Source organism: uncultured Thalassospira sp., from assembly GCF_963976115.1.
Classification (GTDB): Bacteria; Pseudomonadota; Alphaproteobacteria; order Rhodospirillales; family Thalassospiraceae; genus Thalassospira.
The window spans coordinates 68,171-90,257 of record NZ_CAXBJJ010000015.1; the positions used below are offsets into that span (position 1 = coordinate 68,171).

The 22,087-nt window shown below is 53.7% G+C and carries 25 protein-coding genes; 9 read left to right on the plus strand and 16 right to left on the minus strand.

All coding sequences use genetic code 11. The features are described from left to right. Positions 1-5: 5 nt before the first annotated feature. The 4 genes from AAC086_RS18695 (at position 6) to AAC086_RS18710 (ending at position 3,484) form a co-directional block, all read left to right on the plus strand. Positions 6-950: an ABC transporter permease subunit gene (locus AAC086_RS18695; RefSeq protein ID WP_339780978.1), complete on the plus strand. Its 945-nt coding sequence runs from the start codon at positions 6-8 to the stop codon at positions 948-950. A gap of 6 nt (positions 951-956) precedes the next feature. Then, positions 957-1,946, plus strand: a complete 990-nt coding sequence (gene dppD / locus AAC086_RS18700) for a dipeptide ABC transporter ATP-binding protein (protein WP_339780980.1) — start codon at positions 957-959, stop codon at positions 1,944-1,946. Further along, complete coding sequence (locus AAC086_RS18705) at positions 1,947-2,942, plus strand: peptide ABC transporter ATP-binding protein (RefSeq protein ID WP_339780981.1); 996 nt, start codon at positions 1,947-1,949, stop codon at positions 2,940-2,942. Between the two features lie 194 nt (positions 2,943-3,136). Further along, positions 3,137-3,484, plus strand: coding sequence for a hypothetical protein (locus AAC086_RS18710; protein ID WP_339780983.1), 348 nt, complete (start codon positions 3,137-3,139; stop codon positions 3,482-3,484). Between the two features lie 118 nt (positions 3,485-3,602). Here the strand turns inward: AAC086_RS18710 and AAC086_RS18715 are convergent, their stop codons facing one another. The 4 genes from AAC086_RS18715 to AAC086_RS18730 all read right to left on the minus strand — a co-directional run bounded on the left by AAC086_RS18715 (position 3,603) and on the right by AAC086_RS18730 (position 6,102). After that, complete coding sequence (locus AAC086_RS18715) at positions 3,603-4,247, minus strand: LysE family translocator (RefSeq protein ID WP_339780985.1); 645 nt, start codon at positions 4,245-4,247, stop codon at positions 3,603-3,605. Positions 4,248-4,298: 51 nt separating this feature from the next. After that, positions 4,299-4,793, minus strand: coding sequence for a cupin domain-containing protein (locus tag AAC086_RS18720; protein ID WP_339780987.1), 495 nt, complete (start codon positions 4,791-4,793; stop codon positions 4,299-4,301). A 127-nt stretch (positions 4,794-4,920) separates the two neighbouring features. After that, positions 4,921-5,574: a copper chaperone PCu(A)C gene (locus AAC086_RS18725; protein WP_339780988.1), complete on the minus strand. Its 654-nt coding sequence runs from the start codon at positions 5,572-5,574 to the stop codon at positions 4,921-4,923. Positions 5,575-5,622: 48 nt separating this feature from the next. Further along, positions 5,623-6,102, minus strand: a complete 480-nt coding sequence (locus tag AAC086_RS18730) for a hypothetical protein (RefSeq protein WP_339780990.1) — start codon at positions 6,100-6,102, stop codon at positions 5,623-5,625. A 289-nt stretch (positions 6,103-6,391) separates the two neighbouring features. Between AAC086_RS18730 and AAC086_RS18735 the strand changes: the two genes are divergently transcribed. Further along, complete coding sequence (locus AAC086_RS18735; protein WP_339780992.1) at positions 6,392-6,868, plus strand: DUF2867 domain-containing protein; 477 nt, start codon at positions 6,392-6,394, stop codon at positions 6,866-6,868. Positions 6,869-6,931: 63 nt separating this feature from the next. Here the strand turns inward: AAC086_RS18735 and fumC are convergent, their stop codons facing one another. The 4 genes from fumC to AAC086_RS18755 all read right to left on the minus strand — a co-directional run bounded on the left by fumC (position 6,932) and on the right by AAC086_RS18755 (position 11,303). After that, a complete protein-coding gene (fumC, locus tag AAC086_RS18740; protein ID WP_339780993.1) occupies positions 6,932-8,323 on the minus strand; it encodes a class II fumarate hydratase in 1,392 nt (463 codons plus the stop codon). A 387-nt stretch (positions 8,324-8,710) separates the two neighbouring features. Next, positions 8,711-9,013, minus strand: a complete 303-nt coding sequence (locus AAC086_RS18745; protein WP_339780995.1) for a chorismate mutase — start codon at positions 9,011-9,013, stop codon at positions 8,711-8,713. 107 nt (positions 9,014-9,120) lie between these two features. Continuing rightward, positions 9,121-10,491: a glutamate--cysteine ligase gene (locus AAC086_RS18750; protein WP_339780997.1), complete on the minus strand. Its 1,371-nt coding sequence runs from the start codon at positions 10,489-10,491 to the stop codon at positions 9,121-9,123. Positions 10,492-10,502: 11 nt separating this feature from the next. Further along, positions 10,503-11,303 (minus strand): 16S rRNA (uracil(1498)-N(3))-methyltransferase, encoded by an 801-nt coding sequence (locus AAC086_RS18755; protein WP_339780999.1) that lies wholly within the window; start codon positions 11,301-11,303, stop codon positions 10,503-10,505. A gap of 62 nt (positions 11,304-11,365) precedes the next feature. On the opposite strand from AAC086_RS18755, the gene ubiA reads away from it, so the two are divergent. Continuing rightward, positions 11,366-12,295, plus strand: a complete 930-nt coding sequence (gene ubiA, locus AAC086_RS18760; RefSeq protein ID WP_339781000.1) for a 4-hydroxybenzoate octaprenyltransferase — start codon at positions 11,366-11,368, stop codon at positions 12,293-12,295. Between the two features lie 7 nt (positions 12,296-12,302). On the opposite strand, the gene AAC086_RS18765 is transcribed toward ubiA, so the two are convergent. From AAC086_RS18765 to AAC086_RS18790, 6 genes are all read right to left on the minus strand, one after another. Next, the gene (locus tag AAC086_RS18765; RefSeq protein ID WP_339781002.1) at positions 12,303-13,052 is read right to left on the minus strand and encodes a hypothetical protein; all 750 of its coding nucleotides are present in this window, start codon (positions 13,050-13,052) and stop codon (positions 12,303-12,305) included. 3 nt (positions 13,053-13,055) lie between these two features. Continuing rightward, positions 13,056-14,477 carry an amidase gene (locus AAC086_RS18770; protein ID WP_339781003.1) on the minus strand — a complete coding sequence of 474 codons (1,422 nt, stop codon included), beginning with the start codon at positions 14,475-14,477 and terminating at the stop codon, positions 13,056-13,058. After that, on the minus strand, positions 14,477-15,775 hold the full coding sequence (locus tag AAC086_RS18775) for a TRAP transporter large permease (protein ID WP_339781005.1): 1,299 nt from the start codon (positions 15,773-15,775) through the stop codon (positions 14,477-14,479). Before AAC086_RS18775 ends, AAC086_RS18770 begins: the two co-directional genes overlap by 1 nt. Before the next feature lie 11 nt (positions 15,776-15,786). Next, positions 15,787-16,341, minus strand: a complete 555-nt coding sequence (locus AAC086_RS18780) for a TRAP transporter small permease (protein ID WP_339781007.1) — start codon at positions 16,339-16,341, stop codon at positions 15,787-15,789. A gap of 76 nt (positions 16,342-16,417) precedes the next feature. Then, positions 16,418-17,449: a TRAP transporter substrate-binding protein gene (locus AAC086_RS18785; protein ID WP_339781009.1), complete on the minus strand. Its 1,032-nt coding sequence runs from the start codon at positions 17,447-17,449 to the stop codon at positions 16,418-16,420. Between the two features lie 88 nt (positions 17,450-17,537). Continuing rightward, positions 17,538-18,242, minus strand: coding sequence for a GntR family transcriptional regulator (locus AAC086_RS18790; protein WP_339781010.1), 705 nt, complete (start codon positions 18,240-18,242; stop codon positions 17,538-17,540). Positions 18,243-18,632: 390 nt separating this feature from the next. Here AAC086_RS18790 and AAC086_RS18795 point away from each other — a divergent pair, with 390 nt between their 5' ends. Next, positions 18,633-19,367: an aspartate/glutamate racemase family protein gene (locus AAC086_RS18795; RefSeq protein WP_339781012.1), complete on the plus strand. Its 735-nt coding sequence runs from the start codon at positions 18,633-18,635 to the stop codon at positions 19,365-19,367. Between the two features lie 100 nt (positions 19,368-19,467). Then, positions 19,468-20,181 (plus strand): 50S ribosomal protein L11 methyltransferase, encoded by a 714-nt coding sequence (locus tag AAC086_RS18800; protein ID WP_339781014.1) that lies wholly within the window; start codon positions 19,468-19,470, stop codon positions 20,179-20,181. Positions 20,182-20,238: 57 nt separating this feature from the next. Here the strand turns inward: AAC086_RS18800 and AAC086_RS18805 are convergent, their stop codons facing one another. Next, entirely contained in the window at positions 20,239-21,003 is a 765-nt protein-coding gene (locus AAC086_RS18805; protein WP_339781016.1) for a hypothetical protein, read from the minus strand. Positions 21,004-21,006: 3 nt separating this feature from the next. Further along, positions 21,007-21,363 carry a hypothetical protein gene (locus AAC086_RS18810; RefSeq protein ID WP_339781018.1) on the minus strand — a complete coding sequence of 119 codons (357 nt, stop codon included), beginning with the start codon at positions 21,361-21,363 and terminating at the stop codon, positions 21,007-21,009. Positions 21,364-21,607: 244 nt separating this feature from the next. Between AAC086_RS18810 and AAC086_RS18815 the strand changes: the two genes are divergently transcribed. After that, positions 21,608-22,081, plus strand: a complete 474-nt coding sequence (locus AAC086_RS18815; RefSeq protein ID WP_339781020.1) for a hypothetical protein — start codon at positions 21,608-21,610, stop codon at positions 22,079-22,081. Positions 22,082-22,087: the final 6 nt, after the last annotated feature.

The following is a 22,087-nucleotide window of genomic DNA, read 5'->3' on the forward strand; positions in this document are numbered from 1 at the left end:
AGTTTATGAGTACACAAACAAATCCTGCGACCACGCCCAACCAGGACGATGCCGCGCGCAAGGAACTTGACGCAAGCCTGCTGGCAAAGCCGCCCTCGCCGCTTGCCGAGTTCTGGCACTATTTTCGCCAGAACCGTGGTGCGCTGGCCGGACTGATCGTGGTTGGCATTGTGGTTTTTCTGGCCGTTTTCGCCCAGGTGATTGCCCCTTACGACCCGATCGCACAGGACCGTTCCGCCATCCAGATGCCCCCGGCATGGCAGGATGGCGGCAATATGCAATATTTATTGGGCACGGATGCCGTTGGCCGTGACATGGTTTCACGTTTGATGTATGGCGCGCAGCTATCGGTGTTTATCGGCCTGTTCGTTGTCGTGATGTCGGTGCTTATTGGCGTAACGCTGGGTCTGGTATCGGGATATTTCCGGGGCTGGGTCGAAATTGGCATCATGCGAGTGATGGACATCATGTTGTCTATTCCCAGTCTGGTGCTGGCCCTTGCCATTGTCACCATCCTTGGTCCCAGCCTGATCAATGCGATGCTGGCCATCTCGATTGTGCAATTACCCCATTATGTGCGGCTGACCCGGGCCTCTGTCATTTCGGAACTCAACAAGGAATATGTCACCGCATCGCAAATTGCCGGTGCCGGTGCATTGCGACAGATGTTTATCAACATTCTGCCAAACTGTGCCGCCCCGCTTATCGTTCAGGGCACGCTGGGTATTTCCAATGCCATTCTTGATGCTGCGGCGCTTGGCTTTCTGGGCCTTGGCGCACAAGCCCCGACGCCGGAATGGGGGTCGATGCTGGCAAATGCCCGTGAATTTGTCGGCTCTGCCTGGTGGATCGTCACCTTGCCCGGCCTGTGTATCCTGATCACCGTGCTGGCCTTCAACCTGATGGGGGATGGTCTGCGCGATGCCCTTGATCCCAAGATGAAGCGGTAAATCGTCATGGCATTGTTAGAAGTAAAAAACCTGACGGTCGAATTTGGTTCGGAAAACAATCCGTTTCGTGCGGTTGATTCTGTCAGCTATTCGGTCGAACGCGGCGAAGTGCTGGGGATCGTGGGTGAATCCGGGTCCGGCAAATCGGTCAGTTCCCTGGCCCTGATGGGCCTTATTGACTATCCCGGTCGCGTCACCGCCGACAGCCTGACCTTTGACGGCCAGGACCTGTTGCGTATGCCCGCGCGCAAGCGCCGCAATATCACCGGCAAAGACATCGCCATGATCTTTCAAGATCCGATGTCGTCGCTGGACCCGTGCTACACCGTTGAAACCCAGATCATGGAAGCCCTTAAGATCCATGAAGGAGGCAACAAAAAGCAACGGCGTGAACGCACGCTTGACCTGCTTAACCAGGTTGGCATCCCAGACCCCAAATCACGGATGAAGGCCTATCCGCACCAGCTTTCGGGCGGGATGAGCCAGCGCATTGTCATTGCCATGGCAATTGCGTGCAATCCGCGTCTTTTGGTCGCCGACGAACCGACAACCGCCCTTGATGTGACCATTCAGGCCCAGATCATTGATTTGTTGTTAAAATTGCAGGCCGACAGTGACATGGCCCTGATCCTGATCACCCATGATTTGGCACTGGTGTCCGAGGCCGCCGACCGTATTCAGGTAATGTATGCCGGGCAATTATTTGAAAGCGGGCCGGCGGACGGCCTGTTTGCCGCCCCGCGCCATCCCTATACCCAGGCCTTGCTTGAAGCATTACCGGAACGATCCGCCGGGCATGATCGGTTGCGCACCATCCCCGGTGTGGTTCCGGGCGCACATGACCGCCCGACCGGCTGCCTGCTAAGCCCGCGTTGCCGCTATGCTACCGATCAATGTGTCGCAAAGCAGCCGCTGGTGACGGATTATTATGGTCGTGATGTGCGGTGTTTCTATCCGCTGGACGATAACGGGCAGCCCACCGGGAGGAACGTGTAAATGAGCTTTCTTGATACCAAACCCGGCGTCGCCCTGATGGAAGGCGACAATCTGGCGCGGCATTACACTGTAGGCGGCGGATTTGGCAAACCCACCGCATCGGTCAAGGCGCTTGATGGTGTTTCCTTTTCGCTGGAAGCCAAAAAGACCCTGGCGGTTGTCGGGGAATCCGGTTGTGGCAAATCCACCCTTGGCCGTCAGTTAACCTTGATCGAAAAACCGTCCTCGGGCGCGCTTAAAATCAATGGCGACGCAGTGGGAAATTTGTCGGACAAAGACGCCAGGCTGTTTCGTCGTACCGTGCAGATGATTTTCCAGAACCCTTACGGGTCGCTTAATCCCCGCAAAAAGGTCGGCCAGATTCTGGAAGAACCGGTTTTGCTGAATATGGATAATCTAAGCCGCAAGGAACGCCAGGAACGGGTGCATGACACCATGTCCAAGGTCGGGTTGCGGCCAGAATTTTATGGCCGTTATCCGCATATGTTTTCCGGCGGGCAGCGCCAGCGTATTGCCATTGCCCGGGCGCTGATCCTGGAACCAAAGGTCATTGTCGCCGACGAACCGGTTTCGGCACTGGACGTATCGGTACAGGCGCAGGTTTTAAACCTGATGATGGATTTGCAAGACGAAATGAATGTCGCCTATGTGTTCATTTCGCATGATCTGTCTGTGGTACGCCACATTGCCGATGATGTGATGGTGATGTATCTGGGCCGGGTGGCCGAAAAAGGCCCGACCGAGGATCTGTTTAACCGCCCGCTTCATCCCTATACAAGGGCGCTGCTGGCATCAGCCCCGAAAATTGACCCGGCCCACCGGGTAAAATCCGAACCACTCAGCGGCGAACTCCCCTCGCCGATCAACCCGCCTTCGGGGTGCGCGTTTCACAAACGCTGCCCGTTTGCGACCGCGCGTTGCAGCCAGGACCGCCCGGAACTTCGTATGATTGACAGTCGCGAAGTCGCCTGCCACCGGGTTGAAGAGATTGTCTGACGAAAAATAATCCCCCGGACCGCCGGGCAAACCAAACCGCAAAGGGGGGCGCTTTCACAAGCTGCGCCCCTTTGCTTTTCCTGGGCATATTTCCATTAAGAAACACAATTTTTTGTTTTCAATAAATCAATCCTGGCTCATATATCAAATGCTTAGGGGTTGAACAAAGCATCGTCACAAAAACGGGGATTGATATGTTTATTGTTTGGAGAGGCTGGGGCGTTCTGTTGTTACTTGGTGCCTTGATCGGGGCGCTTGTTTCAATGTTCGCCGTAGCATTGCTTGAGGGTATTATCCCAAGCGCGCTGTTCCCTGCTTTTGTTACATTGGGCGCAACGCTGGCGGGTTTTCAAACCATGCGCTGGTTGGAAAAATCCGACAAAGGCCGCGAAGTAATTGATGCAAAAACAGGCGAAACCATTCTGTTAAAACGGGGCGATAGCATCTTTTTTATCCGGGTGCGGTATTGGGCCTATGCGCTGGTTGCATTAACATTGGTTGTTTTTGGCATGTGCATTTCAAGCATGATGAATGCAGCCTGATCGAAAGAGCATATCGGCTGCCCAAATCATCAAAATAGAAGGGCCGCTTTTTGAACGTAGCCCTTCTATTTTACCTACCCTGCCTCAACGCCCCAAACAGGACAATGCCCCACGAAGGTTAGCGCTGTGCAGCAGCCAGCAACGCCCCGGCACCGATCAATGCACCACCGCTAACCCGGTTTAACAGGCGCAAATGCCGTGCAGAACGCACAAAACCCTTCACCTGCCCGCCAACCAGCCCATATGCCATCAACACGCAGGCCTCCATGGCAATAAAAGTCAGCCCCATCGTGGCAAACTGGGCACCATAGGGGGATTGCGCATTTAAAAACTGCGGGAAAAAAGCGGTGAAAATCAAAATGGCTTTGGGATTGCCAATGGCGGTTAAAAACTCGCGCCGGGCCAAATCCAGCGCCTTGGGGCGTGGTTGAAATCCGCCTTCTTGCCCGGCAATCCCGGCATCCCCTGCCGGGTTGTGAACGTGGCTACGCCAGGTTTTCACCCCCAAATAAACCAGATACGCCGCCCCGCCCCATTTGATAAGGGTAAAGGCAACCTCGCTGGCGGCCAAAACCACACCAAGGCCGGTGGCGGCAACAATGATCATAAGGGTAAAGGCCAACAAGCGGCCAATGCCCCCCGTGGCCGACGCCCAAACGCCATGCCGGGCCCCATTAAACATTGCCATCAAATTATTGGGGCCTGGTGCCATCGACAAAGCAAAGGCAGCCCCAGCAAATACCAGCCACGCATCAAAAGACATCACACACCCCGACAGAAAAACATCATTTCACCTGCCAATAGCGCCGTAAAATCAGTCCCGGGTCAAGGCTGTAATCATCTCATGCGCATCGGGCCAGTTCGCGATCAGGTCAGCGCGTTTGCCCATGGTAAAATCGGCAAAATCAAACCCGGGGGCCACCGTGCATCCCAACAGGGCAAATGTGCCGCCGGGCTTTAAACGTGCGCCTTGCCACACATTTTTGGGCACCACCTGTTGCGGGCGCTGACCTGCGGCAATGCCGGTCCCGATCTCAACCACACGGTGGCTGCCATCGGCAAATAACTGCAATTGCTCTACCGCATCGCCAAGATAAAAATGAAAAATCTCGTCCGAGGTTAAAATATGCATCCCCGAAAATGTATCCGGGGTTAACAGATAATATATCGCCGTCCCGGTGGACCGATCCGCAGGATAGCGCTCCTGCGGGTTGGTGACCTCGGTCGCGCGGAATGTCTCGGCGTAATAGCCCCCTTCGGGGTGGGGCCGCAAGTTCAGCTTGTCAATCAGCGCGTCGATCACGGCCATTCTCACCATCCTGTTCGCAAAACCTGATCATGATGGCAAAAAGGGTGCGATTCAATCCGCACCCTTGGAAAAAACAGTTCATGTTTCTTGCACGGCGCAAACACGGCCCACGCAGAGATCAAGGAGATCAAGGCTGCTTTTTCATCTGGCGCACACAATCACCCGTCTGAGCGCCAGTGCCCTGCATCTGCATTTGACCCGCGCAGTCCCCGGTCTGATTACCATTGCCTTGCATCTGCATCTGGCCACCCATTCCGCTCCCCTTCTGGCCGCCCATTCCGCTCCCCTTGTTGCCGCCCATGCCCTGCATCTGCCTTATCATCGGCGCATGATCCATCTTTGCGGCATCGCTTAGCGACAGAACGGTCGCGTCAACCGGCACATTGCCAGCCTTTTCCAGTTGCAAGGTCAATTTAATATGCTGGCCGACGCCAAGCGGTTGATGCAGGTCCAAAAACATCACATGATAGCTGCCCGGTTTAAACGCAACGCTGCCGTGATCCGGAATGTCGATGCCGCCCTCAACCCGGCGCATCTTCATCACATTGTCTTTCTTAATGTGGGTATGCAATTCGGTGCGATCTGCCAGCTCGGACGTGACACCGATAATGCGATCAGCTTCGCCGTTATTCTCGATGGTAAAAAACACCGCGCCATTGGGCGCACGACCGATTGATTCCTTGGCCCAGGCATCCTTGACAGCAATATCGCCCGCAAAAGCAGGCAATGCCACCGCAATTCCGGCGACAACGGTGGCAATTCCCAAAAATCTGTTCAACATAACGCGCTCCATCTGTCTGATATAAAAACAAAATTTAGATGTGGCCGATCAGATGCGCAAAGGTGGACCACGCGGCGCAAAACCAAGAACGGTGGCCACAAACACCGTATGGCTGCCCCGAATAACCGGTGCCAACCGGGTTTGCCGTGCTAAATGGGTCCAGGTAAAACTGGCCGTAATAACCGGCATGGTATGGCAAAATGCACAATGGGCACAAAAGGCATGGGATGGTGCCGCCTTACCGCTCGTACCGGGGTCTCTGGTTTCACTCGCCAGTGAAACAGGGACCACGCCAGAACCAACTGTCGAAAGACGGACCGGCTGAATACCGCTTCCAGTACAGATATAGATAATATCCGATGCCGCCTGAAGCGATCCGGGGCCTTTCGCCCCGGCCCCATTCAGGGCGAGTGGCACCCCTGCCTGGGTCAGCGATGCCAGCAAGACAATACAAATCAGCCCCCACACCCGCAGATTGTGTCGCGGGGAGCCTTGAACACCATCAAGGGTGCGGCGTAATCGAGCCATCAGTGGATCAAACACCGTGGCAGGATACGACAAAAATGCTGAGAATCTTGCTGCCATACAGGATGGTATGCCCAATCCCTGTTCAATCAGCAATGTCCTATATCAAACCGGGCTGAAGAATCCCCGATCCGATCAGGATTAATCACATACCGCGACACCATCGAGGCCCTCAACAAGATCTATGTCCTTGATACACGCGAAATCAGTTGATACGACTATCGCGTCAATCAGTTTGTTCCGGGCATACTGGCGAAATTGCCAGTCCAGGACCTCGAAAAAGGGCTGCCACGTGCCAAATGCAGTTACCGTTCCGGTATCCTTGCCTCATGCGTCCCTGCCAAATGCCGACTGGGCCGATGCTTTCGCAATCACAACATCAAATCGCGATATTACCCCCGAAAATGCCGCGCGCAAAATCATGATGTCCAGGCCAAACTGGGTCGTTCACCTAATGCGGTTTCGGGATCTTGTCGTCAGTCCGTTTGGTTTGAAATCCGGCGCAAATGACAGTGAAAACCCAAATATCATCGGAATTTTTCCAGTGGTTTCCCGCACGGATACATCGATTACGCTGGGGCTGGATGACCGGCATCTTGATTTCAGGCTGGTGATTGAGGTTGAACATATTACCAATGATCGAACACTGATCCGCACCATCACCCTGACAAAGTGCTACAACCTTTTTGGCCGGGCCTATCTGGCAACGATCATGCCCTTTCACAAGGTCATCGTCCCGGCCATGCTAAAGGCGGCCTACCCCCTATAAAATTGGCCGGGCTTTAAACACCCGGCCACATATCATTACGGATGGGTGCCGCAGCAAGGCACATCAGATCATGTCGCGTGCCTGAACAAGCTCATCAAATTTATCCCCGTCAAGGAAGCCAAGCGCAAGACAGGCCTCTTTCAGACTGGAACGATCCTTATGCGCCTTTTTGGCCACCGCAGCGGCATTGTCATAGCCAATATGCGGGGCCAGTGCGGTCACCAGCATCAGGCTTTGTTCAACATAATGATCGATCTTTTCTTCATCTGCCTCCAGCCCGACAATGCAATGATCGGCAAAGCTGACCGAGGCATCGGCAATCAGGCGAATGGATTGCAACAGGTTATAAATAATCACCGGCTTGAACACATTCAGATCAAGGTGACCGTTAGACCCCGCCACCGTCACCGTAACATGATTGCCCATCACCTGCGCGCAGACCATGGTCAGGGCTTCGGCCTGGGTCGGGTTTACCTTGCCGGGCATAATCGACGATCCTGGTTCATTGGCGGGCAAAATCAGCTCGCCCAGCCCGCAGCGCGGCCCAGACCCCAGCAAACGAATATCGTTGCCAATTTTCATTAAGGATGCGGCTAACACATTCATCACGCCCGACATTTCAACGCAGGCATCATGCGCGGCCAGGGCTTCAAACTTGTTGGCGGCGGTTTCAAACGATAAACCGGTCAGGCTGCTGATTTCGCGGGCGAACTGTTTATCAAACCCGTCCGGCGCGTTAAGGCCCGTGCCAAGGGCCGTGCCGCCCTGTGCCAGCTTTGACAGACGTTTAAGGGCGTCTTCAATGCGGTCCAGTCCCAGTTCGATCTGGGTGGCGTAACCGGAAAATTCCTGACCCAATGTCAAAGGCACCGCGTCCTGCATATGGGTACGGCCAATTTTAACGATATTTTCAAAGGCCCGGCTTTTGGTTTCAAGGGTTTCGCGCAAATGGCGCAGGGCCGGTTTGAGGCGTTCTTCAATTTCAACCACGGCTGCGATGTGCATGGCGGTTGGAAAACTGTCATTCGATGATTGCCCGCGATTGACATGATCGTTGGGGTGCACCGGTTCGCGCTTGCCCAGCGGTGCGCCCAAATATTCACAGGCCCGGTTGGCGATCACTTCGTTGGCATTCATGTTGGTTTGCGTGCCACTGCCGGTTTGCCACACCACCAGCGGAAAATGATCAGATAATTTGCCATCGGCGACTTCGCGCGCTGCTGCCTGAATGGCATCGGCAATTTTGGATTCCAGATTGCCCAACACCTGATTGGCCCGAGCCGCTGCCAGCTTTTGCAGGCCAAAGGCACGGATCAGGGCTTCGGGCATTTTTTCGCCACCAATGCGAAAATTCTCACGCGACCGCTGGGTTTGCGCGCCCCAATAACGGTCGGCAGGCACCTCGATTTCGCCCATGGTGTCTTGTTCAGTGCGGGTTTGTGGCTGGTCGGTCAAAATTTCCTCCGTGTCAGAAAATGAAACTGACCGGGGCGGGAACCCGGCGATGCGCCAGATATAGTACCCTGTTTTGCAACCGCCAGCACACAAAGACGTTTTTGTGGATTACAAACCGGTATTTAAAGCATATTTCCTTTAATATGACCCATTTTGTTTGATTTTGGCGTGTCGTTTGGCAAGGCACAGCGCGCGGCGCGATGCGGCGCATCGGGCGAGCGGTGTAACGCCGCCAAACACCGCCAAAAACAAACCCTGCGGGCCAGCGCAGTCTGCCGCCTGGCCGCGTCGAAATCCTTGTCCGTAAACCCATTACGCCCTGCGGACTTCTCCTTGCCAGGCGGCAGACTGCGCTGGCAAAATAGGTCATATTAAAGGAAACATGCTTTAGCCGTTTTTGCGCAGATCATCCCACTTCACAAATTCATGGGCGATATAATCTTCCATCATGAAACGCCACAGGCGTTCGGCGATGTTTTCATCTAACCCGTCAATTTTGCACTGGGCTTTCACCTTGGCAATCACATCTTCGATACGGTCTTCATCACGCACAGCATCGCGCGATTGTTTGATGCGGGCGGCCTGTTCGATATAGCCCAGCCGTTCGGCCAGCACTCCGACCAAAACCCGGTCAAGACGGTCCACATTGTCGCGAACATCCTGCATGGTTTCGCACGGCACAGCTTTCATCGCTCGGGCATCCTTTTTTTGGGTGGCAATCAGGTTTAACGTCATGCCTGATACAACAAGGGCGGTGGATTTACCACCGCCCTTGCACGTTTTAGCGCACCTGACAATCAATAGGCATATTCGCGAAACACCGGGTCAACCGAGCCTTCCCAACGGGTTTCATAAAGGTCTAAAAACTCGTCGGCAAGGGTCCGACCGCTTTGCGCCACATCTTCCAGACTTTCGATAAAATGGCTTTCATCATCGCCGTAGCTGTCAAGTTTGGCGCGGTTTTTAAGGCCCTGTTTTGAAATCGCCAGAACATCCTTGGCCAAATCCTGCATGGTGCCGTTTTTAAACGGCGTCTGCATGCCCAGTTTCGGCACATCATTGCGCAAGGCTTCGCGTTCTTCAGTCGTCAGGTTTTTCACCAGGTCCCAGGCGGCATCAAGGCTGGCACTGTCATAAAGCAGGCCAACCCAAAACGCGGGCAAGGCACAAATACGGCGCCACGGGCCGCCATCGGCACCGCGCATTTCCAAAAACTTTTTAAGCCGCACTTCGGGGAATGCCGTCGTCATATGGTCCGACCAGTCATTCAGGGTCGGACGTTGGCCGGGCAATACATCAAGCTTGCCCGCCATGAAATCCCGAAAAGATTTACCCGACACATCGATATATTTACCGTCGCGATAAACAAAATACATAGGCACATCAAGCATGTAATCGACATAGCGTTCAAAGCCGAAACTGTCTTCAAACACGAACGGCAACATGCCACACCGGTCCGGGTCGGTATCTGTCCAGACATGAGACCGCGAGGACAGATAACCGCTGGGTTTGCCATCGACAAACGGCGATGCGGCAAACAGGGCGGTTGCCACAGGTTGCAGGGCCAGCGATGTTCTGAATTTATGCGCCATATCTGCTTCGGAGTCGAAATCCAGATTGACCTGGATGGTCGAGGTTCGCAGCATCATATCAAGGCCCAGCGATCCGACCTTGGGCATATAATTGCGCATGATGTCGTAGCGGCCTTTGGGCATCCACGGAATATCGTCGCGTGCCCATTTGGGCTGATGCCCAACGCCAAGCATATCAATATCCAGCCCCGAACAAACTTCGCGAATTTCATGAAGGTGCTGGTGCACTTCACCACAGGTCTGGTGAATATTTTTAAGCGGTGCACCCGAAAGTTCGATCTGGCCGCCCGGTTCCAGCGACACCGAACATTTTTCTTTGCTTAAGGCAATCACATTGCCGTTTTCCAAAATCGGGTCCCAGTCAAACCGCTCGGCAAGGGCGGTAAGCAGGGCCTTAACCCCGCGTTCCCCTTCATAGGGGATCGGGCGTAAATCTTCGCGGGTGAAGGCGAATTTTTCGTGTTCGGTTCCAATGGCCCAGTCACGTTTGGGTTTGCACCCGGACTCGAACCATTCAACCAGTTGTGCCCGGTTTTCAATTTCCGGGCTATCCCCGGTGGCGGCACTGACGCTCATCAGACTATTCCTTAATCTCTCGTAACGGGGCGGGCCGACCAGTCGCCGATCCGGTCCTGATAAACCGCCAATGCCGCAATTGCCGCCGTTTCAGCCCGCAAAATGCGCGGGCCAAGGCTGACAGCGGTGGCAAAGGGCTGTTTTCTGATCCGGTCTGTTTCGTCGGGTGCAAAGCCGCCTTCGGGTCCAATCACGAGTATATGGTTAACAACATTGTTGTTGTCGATAGCCGAGCCAGCGGGTTTTGCCAAGGATTCTGTCAGGACATCACCAATCGGTGATCCCGAACCGGTTTCATCACAAAACAGCAAGTGATTGTTTTCAGGCCAGTTTGCCAGCCAATCATACAATTTTACCGGTTGATCAATTTTTGGCACGTCCAGGCGTTCGCTTTGTTCGGCGGCCTCAATCACCTGGGCCTGCAACCGGTCCAGGCGCACCTTGTCGGTAATGCTGTGTGCGGTAATGATCGGCATTAACCGCGACACGCCGAGTTCAACCGACTTTTCGATCAGAAAATCCAGCCGCTGTTTTTTGATCGGCGCAAACGCCAAAGCCGGGCCGTTGCTGTTATGCTGGTCGCGCAAACAGGTTTCAACGCTGACCACGCCTTTCTTTTTGTGCAGTTCGGAAAGGGTCGCCAGCCACTCCCCATCCATGCCATTAAATATTTTTACCGGCGTTCCGGGCTTGAGGCGCATGACATGTTCAAGGTAATGAGACTGTTCGGGTGACAATGCAATTTCCGCCCCGGCGGTGATGGCATCGGCAACGAAAAGTCTTTGGCGGGCGCGTGGTGTATCTTGATGCATCTATCGTCCCCGAACCGGATTGAAAATTTACGATCATTTTGCAGGCGTTAAACAGGGTTATTATGGCACAGGTCAACCAACCGTTACATCAAACGAAAAATGATATGCCCGCCGATAGCTGGGTTGACAAATACATGCCCGCCCCTGTGCGCCCTTACCTGAAGCTGGCCCGCATGGACCGACCGATTGGCACATGGCTGGTGTTGCTGCCCTGCTGGTGGTCCACCGCCATGGCATCGAACGGTGCGCCAGACTGGAAAATGTTTGTGCTGTTTGCCATTGGCGCCCTGGTCATGCGCGGGGCCGGGTGCGTGGTCAATGACCTGGCGGATCGCAATTATGATGGCAAGGTGGAACGCACCGCCACCCGCCCCATTCCATCTGGCCAAATCAAAATATGGCAGGCATTTGCCTTTTTGGGGCTGTTATTGCTGATCGGCCTTGGCGTTCTGCTACAGTTTCGCATCGAGGCCATCATTGTTGGCATTTGTTCGTTGCCGCTGGTCTTTACCTATCCGTTCATGAAACGCATCACCTATTGGCCGCAGGCCTTTTTGGGGCTGACCTTTAACTGGGGGGCGTTTGTGGGCTGGGCCGCCGTCACCGGCACCATCGCCCCTGCCGCCGTCGCCATGTATGTGGCGGGCATTTTCTGGACCCTGGGCTATGACACCATCTATGCCCACCAGGACAAAGACGACGACATTAAAATCGGCGTTAAATCGCTGGCCTTGCGCCTGGGCGATGCCACCCCGCAATGGGCAACGGGGTTTTACATCCTGACAACAACCCTTCTGGCGGTATCGGGCGGGCTTGCAGGATTGCACTGGGTTTATTTCCCGCTGCTGGCCCTTAGCTGCCTGCATCTGGTGTGGCAGGTGCGCACGGTTAATATCAACGATGCGGCCAACTGCCTGAAACGTTTTAAATCCAACCGCGATTTCGCCCTGCTGGTTACTGCATCCATCATCATTGCCAGGACGGTGGGCTAAAGCCCGCTTAACCGACCAACGTAACCGTAACTTCCAATCCCCCATCCAGGGTGGCGCGCCAGCGATCTGGTGCGCAGGCCTTTTCCATGCCGGTCATCGACCCCGTTGCCACCCATTGCCCGGCGCACAGGCCGCCAAACTGGTCTCCCCCGCTATTGGCATAGGCATGCAGGCTTGCAATCGGGTCAATCGGATTGGGCCGGAATGAACAGGGTTGGTCATTCCGGTATAATTCTGGCAGCATTGATGGAATTTGGCCGTCTTTAACAAAGGCCTGCTGCGCCCCGATCACCAGCCCCCGATTGAGCAAACAATCAGCCAGACGTTCCAGAATGGTCTGGTCATCATCGCTAAACCGGCATTGTATCAATTCGAACCCCAAGGCATAAAAATCAATTGCCTGGCAAATCTCGGCACGATCATAGGGATGGGTTGGCCGATACGGCAAGTCGGCCTTCAGATGCAACAAAATTTCGGTTTCAATGCCGGTAACATGGGCAACATCGGCCCCTGATGCAAAAATATCGGCCGCAAAAATAGGCGCGGCAACAGATTTGCCATCGCCATAAGGCGACACTTTCCACCCGGTTTTTTCTACACCCAAAAGGCAGGCAACCTTCTTTTGCAGGATATAGGCTTCCTCAATGGTTGCAGGCCGACTATCGGGGGCAAGCCGCGACGATACCGTTTGCATGATCCGGCTTTGCACCAAAATATGCGCCGCGCGATCAAGTTGCTGTTCCCTGCCCGTCGTCATGCGTCATTCCATCCCTTGATCATTCACCAAAGCAGGCCAAAGGCCTGGTGCCGGATATGCCGTTTCGTAGTGTTTGGCAAGTCGCAAAACAAATCGATCCCGGTTAAAACCGGCAATGATCTGACTGCCAACCGGCAGGCCATTGGTCCCTTGCGGCCCTGGTAAATTCAAGGCCGGACACCCAATCGCATTGACCCAGCCGGTATAAACCGCATGCCCGCGCGGCCCCACATCGGCCCCGTCAATTTTTGGCGGATAATCAAGCCCTATCGCCCAGGGCATTGATGCCGAACTGGGCATCAAAATCACATCCCACTGATTGAAGACGGCGGCGGCAGCACGGCGCAAATTTGCAATTGCATCAAAAATGCCAAAAAGGGTTGCCGATGACAGTTGCGTTCCGTCATCGGCCATGGCCCGGTATTTTTCCGATGCCCGTTCAAATCGCCCCCCGACCTGACGCGCTAAAAAACCCAACCCTGCCCGGCCAATCATGGGCCAGGCTTCGGTCAGAAAACCAATATCGATTGGCATGTCACCTTGTGTCACATCATGGCCCATTTCCTCGAACCGGGTCGCAATTTTGCCCGTCGAAACCAGAACTTCCGGGGCCACAGGTGCATCCCCCAATCGGGGAACATACAAAATTTTCAGCTTTTTCCCCGGCCCGTCATAATCGCATATTTCAGGTGCCAAACATGATCGAGGGTCGGTCAGGCACATGCCCGCAATTGTTTCAAAAACCGTGATCAGCCCGTCAACATCGCGCGAAATCGGGCCGACAACCTCCATATCCGATAAAATCTGCGGCAGGGTTTCTGTCCGGGGAATACGCCCGATACTGGGTTTTAATCCGAAAAGACCGGTATAACCGCACGGCCTGCGGATGGAGCCGCCGCCATCTGTACCCAGGGCAAAAGGTGCCAGTCCCGCCGCCACCCCTGCCACGGCCCCGCCACTTGAACCGCCGGGCGTTTTGGTTTTGTCCCACGGGTTTTTCGTTGGCCCGAATAACGGGTTATCGGTAAATCCTTCAAGCGTAAATTCCGGGACATTGGTTTTACCCATCACAATCGCGCCTGCGGCCTTTAACCGGCGCACACATTCCTCATCCGGGCCAGGCCCCTCATTGGCATAAACCCGGCTGCCCCAGCGCGTGGGCAGATCGCTGGTCAGGATATTATCTTTCACCGTAAAGGGAATACCATCAAGCATCCCCAAAGACATGCCCTTGCGGCGGCGCTCATCGCTGGCCTCGGCGGCCTTTCTGGCCGATGGATTAAGGGCAATAACGGTATTTAAGACCGGGTCATAACGCCCTAACCGATCCAGATAATGGTCCAGCAATTCAACCGCACTGATGTCACGCCGGGCAAGACAATCGGCCAGTTCGCCAAGCGAACATTTCCATAATGTATGCTTCATTATCCGTACATCATCCTTGGTAACCACATCACGATTTGGGGAAAAGCGATCACCAGCACCGTGAAAAACAGCATGATGATGACATAGGGAAGCGCCCCCCGGACAATATCGGAAAAGGGTCCGCTATCGAGACGAATGCCATGCACAATGTACAAATTCATTCCCACAGGCGGCGTAATCAGCCCCAGTTCGCACATCAGAACAACAAAAATGCCAAACCAGACAGGATCAATCCCCGCAGCAATGATCACGGGCACCGCAATCGGAATTGTCAGCACCTGCATGGAAAGAACATCCATGAACATGCCGAGGATCAGGTAAAAAACAATCAATGTCAGCAACAGGCCGGTTTGCGACAACCCGAGGCTGGCAATCCACATCGTCATGCTTTGTGCCACACCGGTCAAAGACAGCGTGACATTCAAAACGAAGGCGGCTGTGACAATCAGTAACACCATACCGGTTGTTTTGGCCGTTTGCACAAAGCAGCGGTTTAGAAATTCCAGCGACATTTTTTTATAGGCGACTACAAATATCAACGCCGTCACCACCCCCAATGCCGCCGATTCCGTCGGGGTTGCAATGCCCAGATAAATACTGCCAATCACAATCGAGAAAATCACAAGCGGCGGAAAAAGGGCTGGCAGTCCGGCAATTTTAACCGACAGCGGCGTTTTTTCCATGACGGTTTCGCCGCGATTGCGCAGGCTGCTAATGGCAATAAAAGCCATAAACAAAAATGTCAGCACAATCCCCGGTATGATCCCGGCAACAAACAGCTCGCCAATCGATTGTTCCGCCATCGCGCCATATACAAGCAAATTAACACTGGGCGGAATAAGAATGCCCAAGGTGCCCCCTGCGGCCAGACTGCCCAGCGAGCGGGAACTATCATATCCGCGCGCCTTAAGGGCGGGCATCGCAACCGTGCCGATGGTTGCCGCCGTTGCAACCGAAGACCCCGAAGTCGCCGAAAAAAGCGCACAGCAGCCGATATTGGTATGCAACAAACCACCGGGCAGCATCCCAAACCACAAGGACAAAGCCCCATACATCCGATCGGCAATGCCGCTGCGCAACAACAATTCACCCAACAAAATGAAAAGCGGAATCGCCGTTAGAATATTTTCGTTCTGAACACCCCAAACCACGGCCCCCATGCTGTCGACCAGCGGCCATCCAAACGCCAGAACCCCGCCAACAATGCCGGTCAGGGCCATAACCGCAGCAATCGGCATTCCCATAAGCATGATCGCCAACATGATCAGGAATGCGATAAAAATCGACGATATTGCCATCTGGCGGCACCCTATCTTTGTTGAATATCCGTTAGTTCGTCCTGAAGCTCTTCCATTGAGCTTTTAGGGCCAAAATGCTGATTGATCTGGTGGTTTTTTCCCTGGCACAACCAGACGGTCACCCAAATAGCCAGCCCCAAACTGGTCAGCGTAAAAATGAGCAAGGCCGCATACCACAAGCTTTGGGGGTAGATCAGCGGCGTTGCCCATGGTGTGGCCGCCGTACTGCCATAAGAAATGGTATCGCGGATCACGACATAGCAATAACGCGCAAAAAACAGCCCCACCGCTGCCATGCACATCACCGACAACCAGTTCAAAACAGACCGGGATTTGCGCGAAAGACGGTCATAAATGAAGTCAATCCGCACATGTCCGCGTTCAAGAAGGGCCAGCGAAAAAGCCAGAGAGCCGCAGACCGCAAGAATATAGCCCCCCAGTTCATCGGCCCCCTGAAACGAAAAATCGAACAGCTTGCGACTGATCGTTTCAAGCGAAACGAAAACAGAGAACCCGATCAACAACAGACCGAAGCTCCAGCTCACAACTTTGATGAATGCATTCATATTGGCTTTTTGATCCTGCATGAAGGAACAAGAAAAACCCCGACATTACAGGCAGGAAATGTCGGGGAAAGACAAATCACATGCCGATTTTTGCGCCGACGGTTGCTTTCCAGTCAGCCGAACAATCGGGGTTGGTTTTGTCGCAAATTTCAGCCCAGTCCGGGAAAGACAATTCCTTGACGGCATTCTTGACGATTACCAGATCGCCATCCGAAATCGGCACTTCGACCAGATTATAAGGCTTGTTCAACTCGCAGGGCTTTTTGCCAACATTGCAGCGCATTGCATCGTCAAACAATTCTTCGGAATAAGACCAGATTTCTTTGGTCAAACCATCAAAGGCGGCCTCAATTTTGGTCTGTTGATCGGGGGAGAATTTATTCCAGGTATCAAGATTAATCGCATACCCGTTCATGGCCACCTGAAAGGCAATCGGCAGAACGTGAGTTGTCACTTCGGGCCAGCCAGATGAATTGGCCGAACTTGGCCCGGTCACCGCACAATCGACCACACCGCGCGCCAATGCCTGTTGCACTTCGGAGAAACCAAGCGGCACCGGAATCCCGCCAACCGATGCAATGAATTTTGCAAGGTTCTGATCATAGACGCGAACCTTGTAGCCCTTCAGATCTGAAAGCTGTTTGATTTCAGGTTTGCAGAACAAAACCTGCGGCCCAAAGGGCCATACTCCCAACAGTTTGGCATTGAATTTTTCCTGAAGGCGCTTGTCCACAACAGATTTATATGCGTCCACCGAGGTTTTGGCATCGGCATAGGTCGGATTCAACCCCACCAGATCCAGACCAAGAACTGTCGGCTCATCGCGGCTGACCTGCGAAAAACGCAGCGACACGATGTCAAACAACCCGCCCTTGAGGATGCGCAGTTCTTCCGTATCCTTGATGCCTGTCACATCAAGCGGTTGAAAATTAACCGACACATCAAGGCCGGTCTTTTTTGCGAAATTTTCAAAGAAAGGCTGTTCGGAATTCTTCTGAATAAGACCGGTACTGGCGGGTTGGCCAAGAACTTTAAGGTCAATCGTCTCGGCATAAGCCGGACCCGCCATGAATGCCGCCACCACGAAAGTTGCCACTATTTTATGCATTTTAGTCTCCCTGCTTTATTTTACAGCAAGACAAAAGCAATCAACGTGCCAAAATGTCGGGTCTCTGCATCGGCGATGCTTAACCTTGCTACTTTAACCGCAAGACAGACTGTTCAACAACCTCTGCCGTGCGCACAACATGCGCCTTCACAAGCAACCCTGCCCGATAACTTTCACCATTTTCAATCGCCGTCATAAAGGCTTCATGCTCAGCCATGGCTTCGTTCCAGCGATCGTTATCGGCCAGGGCCTGATACCGGAACTGCCGGGCGCGGATCATCAATCCCGCATGGGTATCAACCAGAACCAGATTGCCGGAAAGCTCGACAATGCGCAGGTGAATCTGGTGGTTAAGGGCAAAATAGTCTTCCCGCTGATCGGCCAGATGGTGTTTTGCCATGCGATCATGCAGCTTGCGTAAATCCCTAATATCGCGCGGGTTTGCTTTTTCCGTCACCATTTCGGCGGCAAGGCGCTCCAGCGTCGATATAACCTCGAAAAGCTGGCGCATTTCAGGCGCACTCACCTTCGATACACGCGCGCCCCGGCTCGGCAAAAGCTCGATCAACCCCTCGTGAGACAGAACTTTTAACGCTTCGCGCAAAGGGGTCCGCGACACATTCATTTGCAGGCACAATTCGGCCTCCATAATGCGCGATCCCTCTGCCAGCACCCCTTCAATAATCAGCTTTCTAAGATGATCTGCGACAGCGGCGTGCAAGGATTGACGCGGAAGAACAGGAATTTCGCTCAGGGTTGACGGCGAGGCCGTTTTTTTTACAAACGAGGTCATTTTACTCACAATCACTAACGGGTGCTGAACTTTTGTAGTGGGAAGAGTGCCTAGAAATCAATCAATTCGATTAAAAAATATACATAATATAAAATTATGAATTCAAAATGATAAATTTACATCATCGCCACAACCGCCAAAACCATGGAATGTTAAATTTTTTCAAAATGTTAGATGAAGAAACTTTGCCATTTTTCGTTCCGGCACAGCATTTGCTTTTCACTCGAAAAATTCAACACGTCACCCGTTGTACCACCAAAATATCGTTACCATGAACCATGGCTGTGGATTGCGCCACCGCGTCGCGCGCGATCATTCATCGACCCGGCCAAAATTATTTACAGTGCGTCCACAAGACGCACCCGCCTTATAATTTCATCTGAGGAAACCATGAAAACATCAAAAAGACATTTGCTTGGGATGCTGACCCCGTCCTCGAACACGATCCTGGAACCCGTAACATCTGACATGATTGCCCAGGCCAAAAATGTCTCGGCCCATTTCGGGCGCTTTCGCGTCACTGAAATTTCGCTCGGCGATCAGGCCTTGGGACAATTTGAATTTGAACCGATGCTGGCGGCATCGGACCTTCTGGCAGACGCCCTGGTATCGTGCATTTGCTGGAATGGCACCTCGGCGGGGTGGCTTGGTTTTGACAAGGATGAAGCGTTATGTGCGGCCATCACGGCCCATACCGGCATACCGGCCTGTTCATCGGTGTTGGCTCTTAACGAAATATTCGCGCGCACGGGCGTTAAAACCTTTGGGCTGGTCACCCCCTATATCAGCGAAATCCAATCCAGAATTATCAAAAACTATGCCGATCACGGTTATGAATGCACAGCCGAGCAACATCTGGAACAAAAAGTCAATTTCTCGTTTTCCGAGGTAACCGAAGCAGATCTGGAAACCATGATCCGCGATGTTGCCAAAACCAACCCCGATGCCATTGTCATCTTTTGCACCAATCTGCGCGGCGGCCCGATTGTCGACAAACTGGAACGCGAACTGGGCATCCCGATTTATGACACGGTCCAGACGGCGGTTTGGAAATCGATGGTTGTTTCTGGTGCCAATCCGTCCGACATAACGGGCTGGGGGCAACTTTTTTGGAAACTGGCCTGATCCGCCCACCGATCTTGCTTGCCAGCCGGGGCGAAAGACCGTAAGCCCCGGCAGGTCAGGGGGTCCTGATACAATGCCAGAAAGGTGACGGTGACTGTGAATGAATGACAATGTTTTTGCCGATGCCCTGGTCCCCAAGGTTGATGATCCGCAATTTACCGACCTGATTGCCACCTTCACGGTGCCAGCCCGCGTACCCTTAACGCCTGAAATCGAAATGTATCTGGCAACGCACATCACCCCGCTTTGGCAAGCCACCGAAGACATTTTGGGCGTGCTCGACATTCCCCCACCCTATTGGGCCTTTGCCTGGCCCGGCGGGCAGGCCATTACCCGCTATATTCTGGATAATCCCGAACTGGTGCGCGGCAAACGGGTGCTTGATTTTGCCTGTGGCGGCGGCATGCAGGCCATTGCGGCGGTGATGATGGGGGCTGCTGACGTTGTCGCCAACGATATTGACCCGGTCGCCATTACCGCCACACGGTTAAATGCAGCGCGCAACAATGTCGAGTTTGCCACCCTGACCGATAATCTGGTGGGCACAAGCAGCCCGGAAAAACGCTGGGATGTGATTTTTGCCGGCGATGTCTGCTATCAGCAAGATATGGCCAATGCCGTTTTGCAATGGCTGATGGCCGAGGCCCTGCTGGGCACGCGCGTTATTCTGGCCGACCCCGGCCGCACCTATGCCCCGACGCGCAATATCGACGAACTTGAAACCTATGATGTCCCGGTTGATGTGGCGGTAGAGGATACCGACACCAAATTTACCCGCGTGTGGCAATTGCTGCCCGATCGCACGGGAATGTAAAGCGGGTAAACTGTATGCTCATGCTGCGCAAAACGCAGGATCTGGCAGCCTGCGCAATTACGGTTTGCGCAACCCATTTTGGGCGCGGCGAAATTCTTCGTCTTCTATCAGGCGGATGATGAAATCGGGGTGCGGGACATGACCGACACGCTGTGCAACATATTGCAGCATTTCCCATTGGCTGCGCGCGGGAAAGCGCCGGTTTTCGGCCTTGATATCGGCAAGGGCGAAAACATCGCCTGGCGAAAATTCGCAGCCATGGCGTGCCACATAGGCCCCAACCCGCGACACCGTCAGACCGCAATCAAGAACAATGCCCGCCGAGGGGATTTGCACATAATCGTAGTGTTTTCCCAGCGATTCGGTCGCGTGCAGATGGTGAAGCTGATCGGGCAATAGCCAGTTAACAGCAACACGCACTGTGGTTCCAGCACTTTCGGTTACGGTGGCAGGCACGGCCCCATAACCGGTTAAATGCGCGCAATAAACAACATCATGATTGTCCATCCAGCCCATTGTGACGGGAATATCGCCCGCATCAAAGGGCGGAAAATATTTGCGGGCCAGTTGCCGTGGAGACCGGTTGGACCCCGCCGCCAAAACCGGTACCCGGCCATTTAACAAACGCCCGACGGTCTCGGACGAACCGGCATGAAACGTGCTAACCCTCCGATTGCGCAAAATAAAATCGTGATCCGGGGCGGGATAGGGATACAAAAGCGCGCGCAGGAGTTCCTGCGCGCGCGGATGCTGTTCAATTTGTCGACGTAAATCGTCGTCGTCAATCAAACCGGTGTCAGATTGGGCAAACATCTTCTGCAACAATCAGCCTTCGATGACCCGATAACGGCAATTGCAGTTATCAACATTCTGCCACGCCAGTTTCGACCATTCCTTTTCTGCCAGCTCAAAACTGGTGAAGGGGCCGTGGCGTTCTTCTGCACCGCCAACCGGGGTTTCAAAATTGGTGTCTTCATATTCGCCGCCAACAACCCAGTATTCGTCCAGGCGTTCAATGCGATAGCGCGAATTGGCATCGTCAACCGACTGCCAGGCCAGCTTTGACCATTCTTTTTCAGCGTCTTCAAACGTACCGAACGGGCCTACTTTGGTTTCTTCGCCAACGGGTGCGTCAAAACCGGTATCCTGATAGGTGCCCCCGATAACCCAGTAATTGGCCATCTGTGCGTCCTTCGTTTTATAGGTGATGTGAAAATGCCGCATCTGTGGGCAATGCGACCGAATCTGCTCACTGTATAACCAAACAACCCAAGAACCAAAACCGACATTTTCAATAATATTGCCATGCAACCAACGCATGACCGTCGTTTAATTGCCAGGTTTGGCAGCAACCCTTGTTTTCAACGGCGCATTCGGGTGTTCGCCCGCGCCAAAACTTGTTTCAAACAGCAAAACAAGGAGAAGAATGATGCGCGCAAACAAAATGAAGAAAATCGGTCTGGCAGGTATGATCGCGCTCGGATCGGCGCTGGCCCTATCGGCGTGCGGGTCCTCCACAACGGTTAACAGTACGGATATTGACGTTGATAGCACCGACATGACCGAAGCTGGCAACGTGCTGGTTAATCAGGGGTATCAGCCCCTGACCGGAACAGCACTGATTTCTACGATTACGAACCGCACCTTCTCGTATCGCGACGGCGAAGAAGACGCCAATGTCAATATCACCTATTTTGAAAATGGTGCCGCCTCCATGACATGGTCAAACGATGACGGCGACCGCGGGATGAAAAAACGCCTGTGGACGGTCGAACAAAGCAAATATTTATGCATGTGGGACCAAAGCGAAGAAGACGATTGCGCCACAGTCTTTACCAAATCCGGTCAGCTTGCCACCATCAACAATGACGGCACCATTCATTACATGACGCAGTCATAAGCAAGC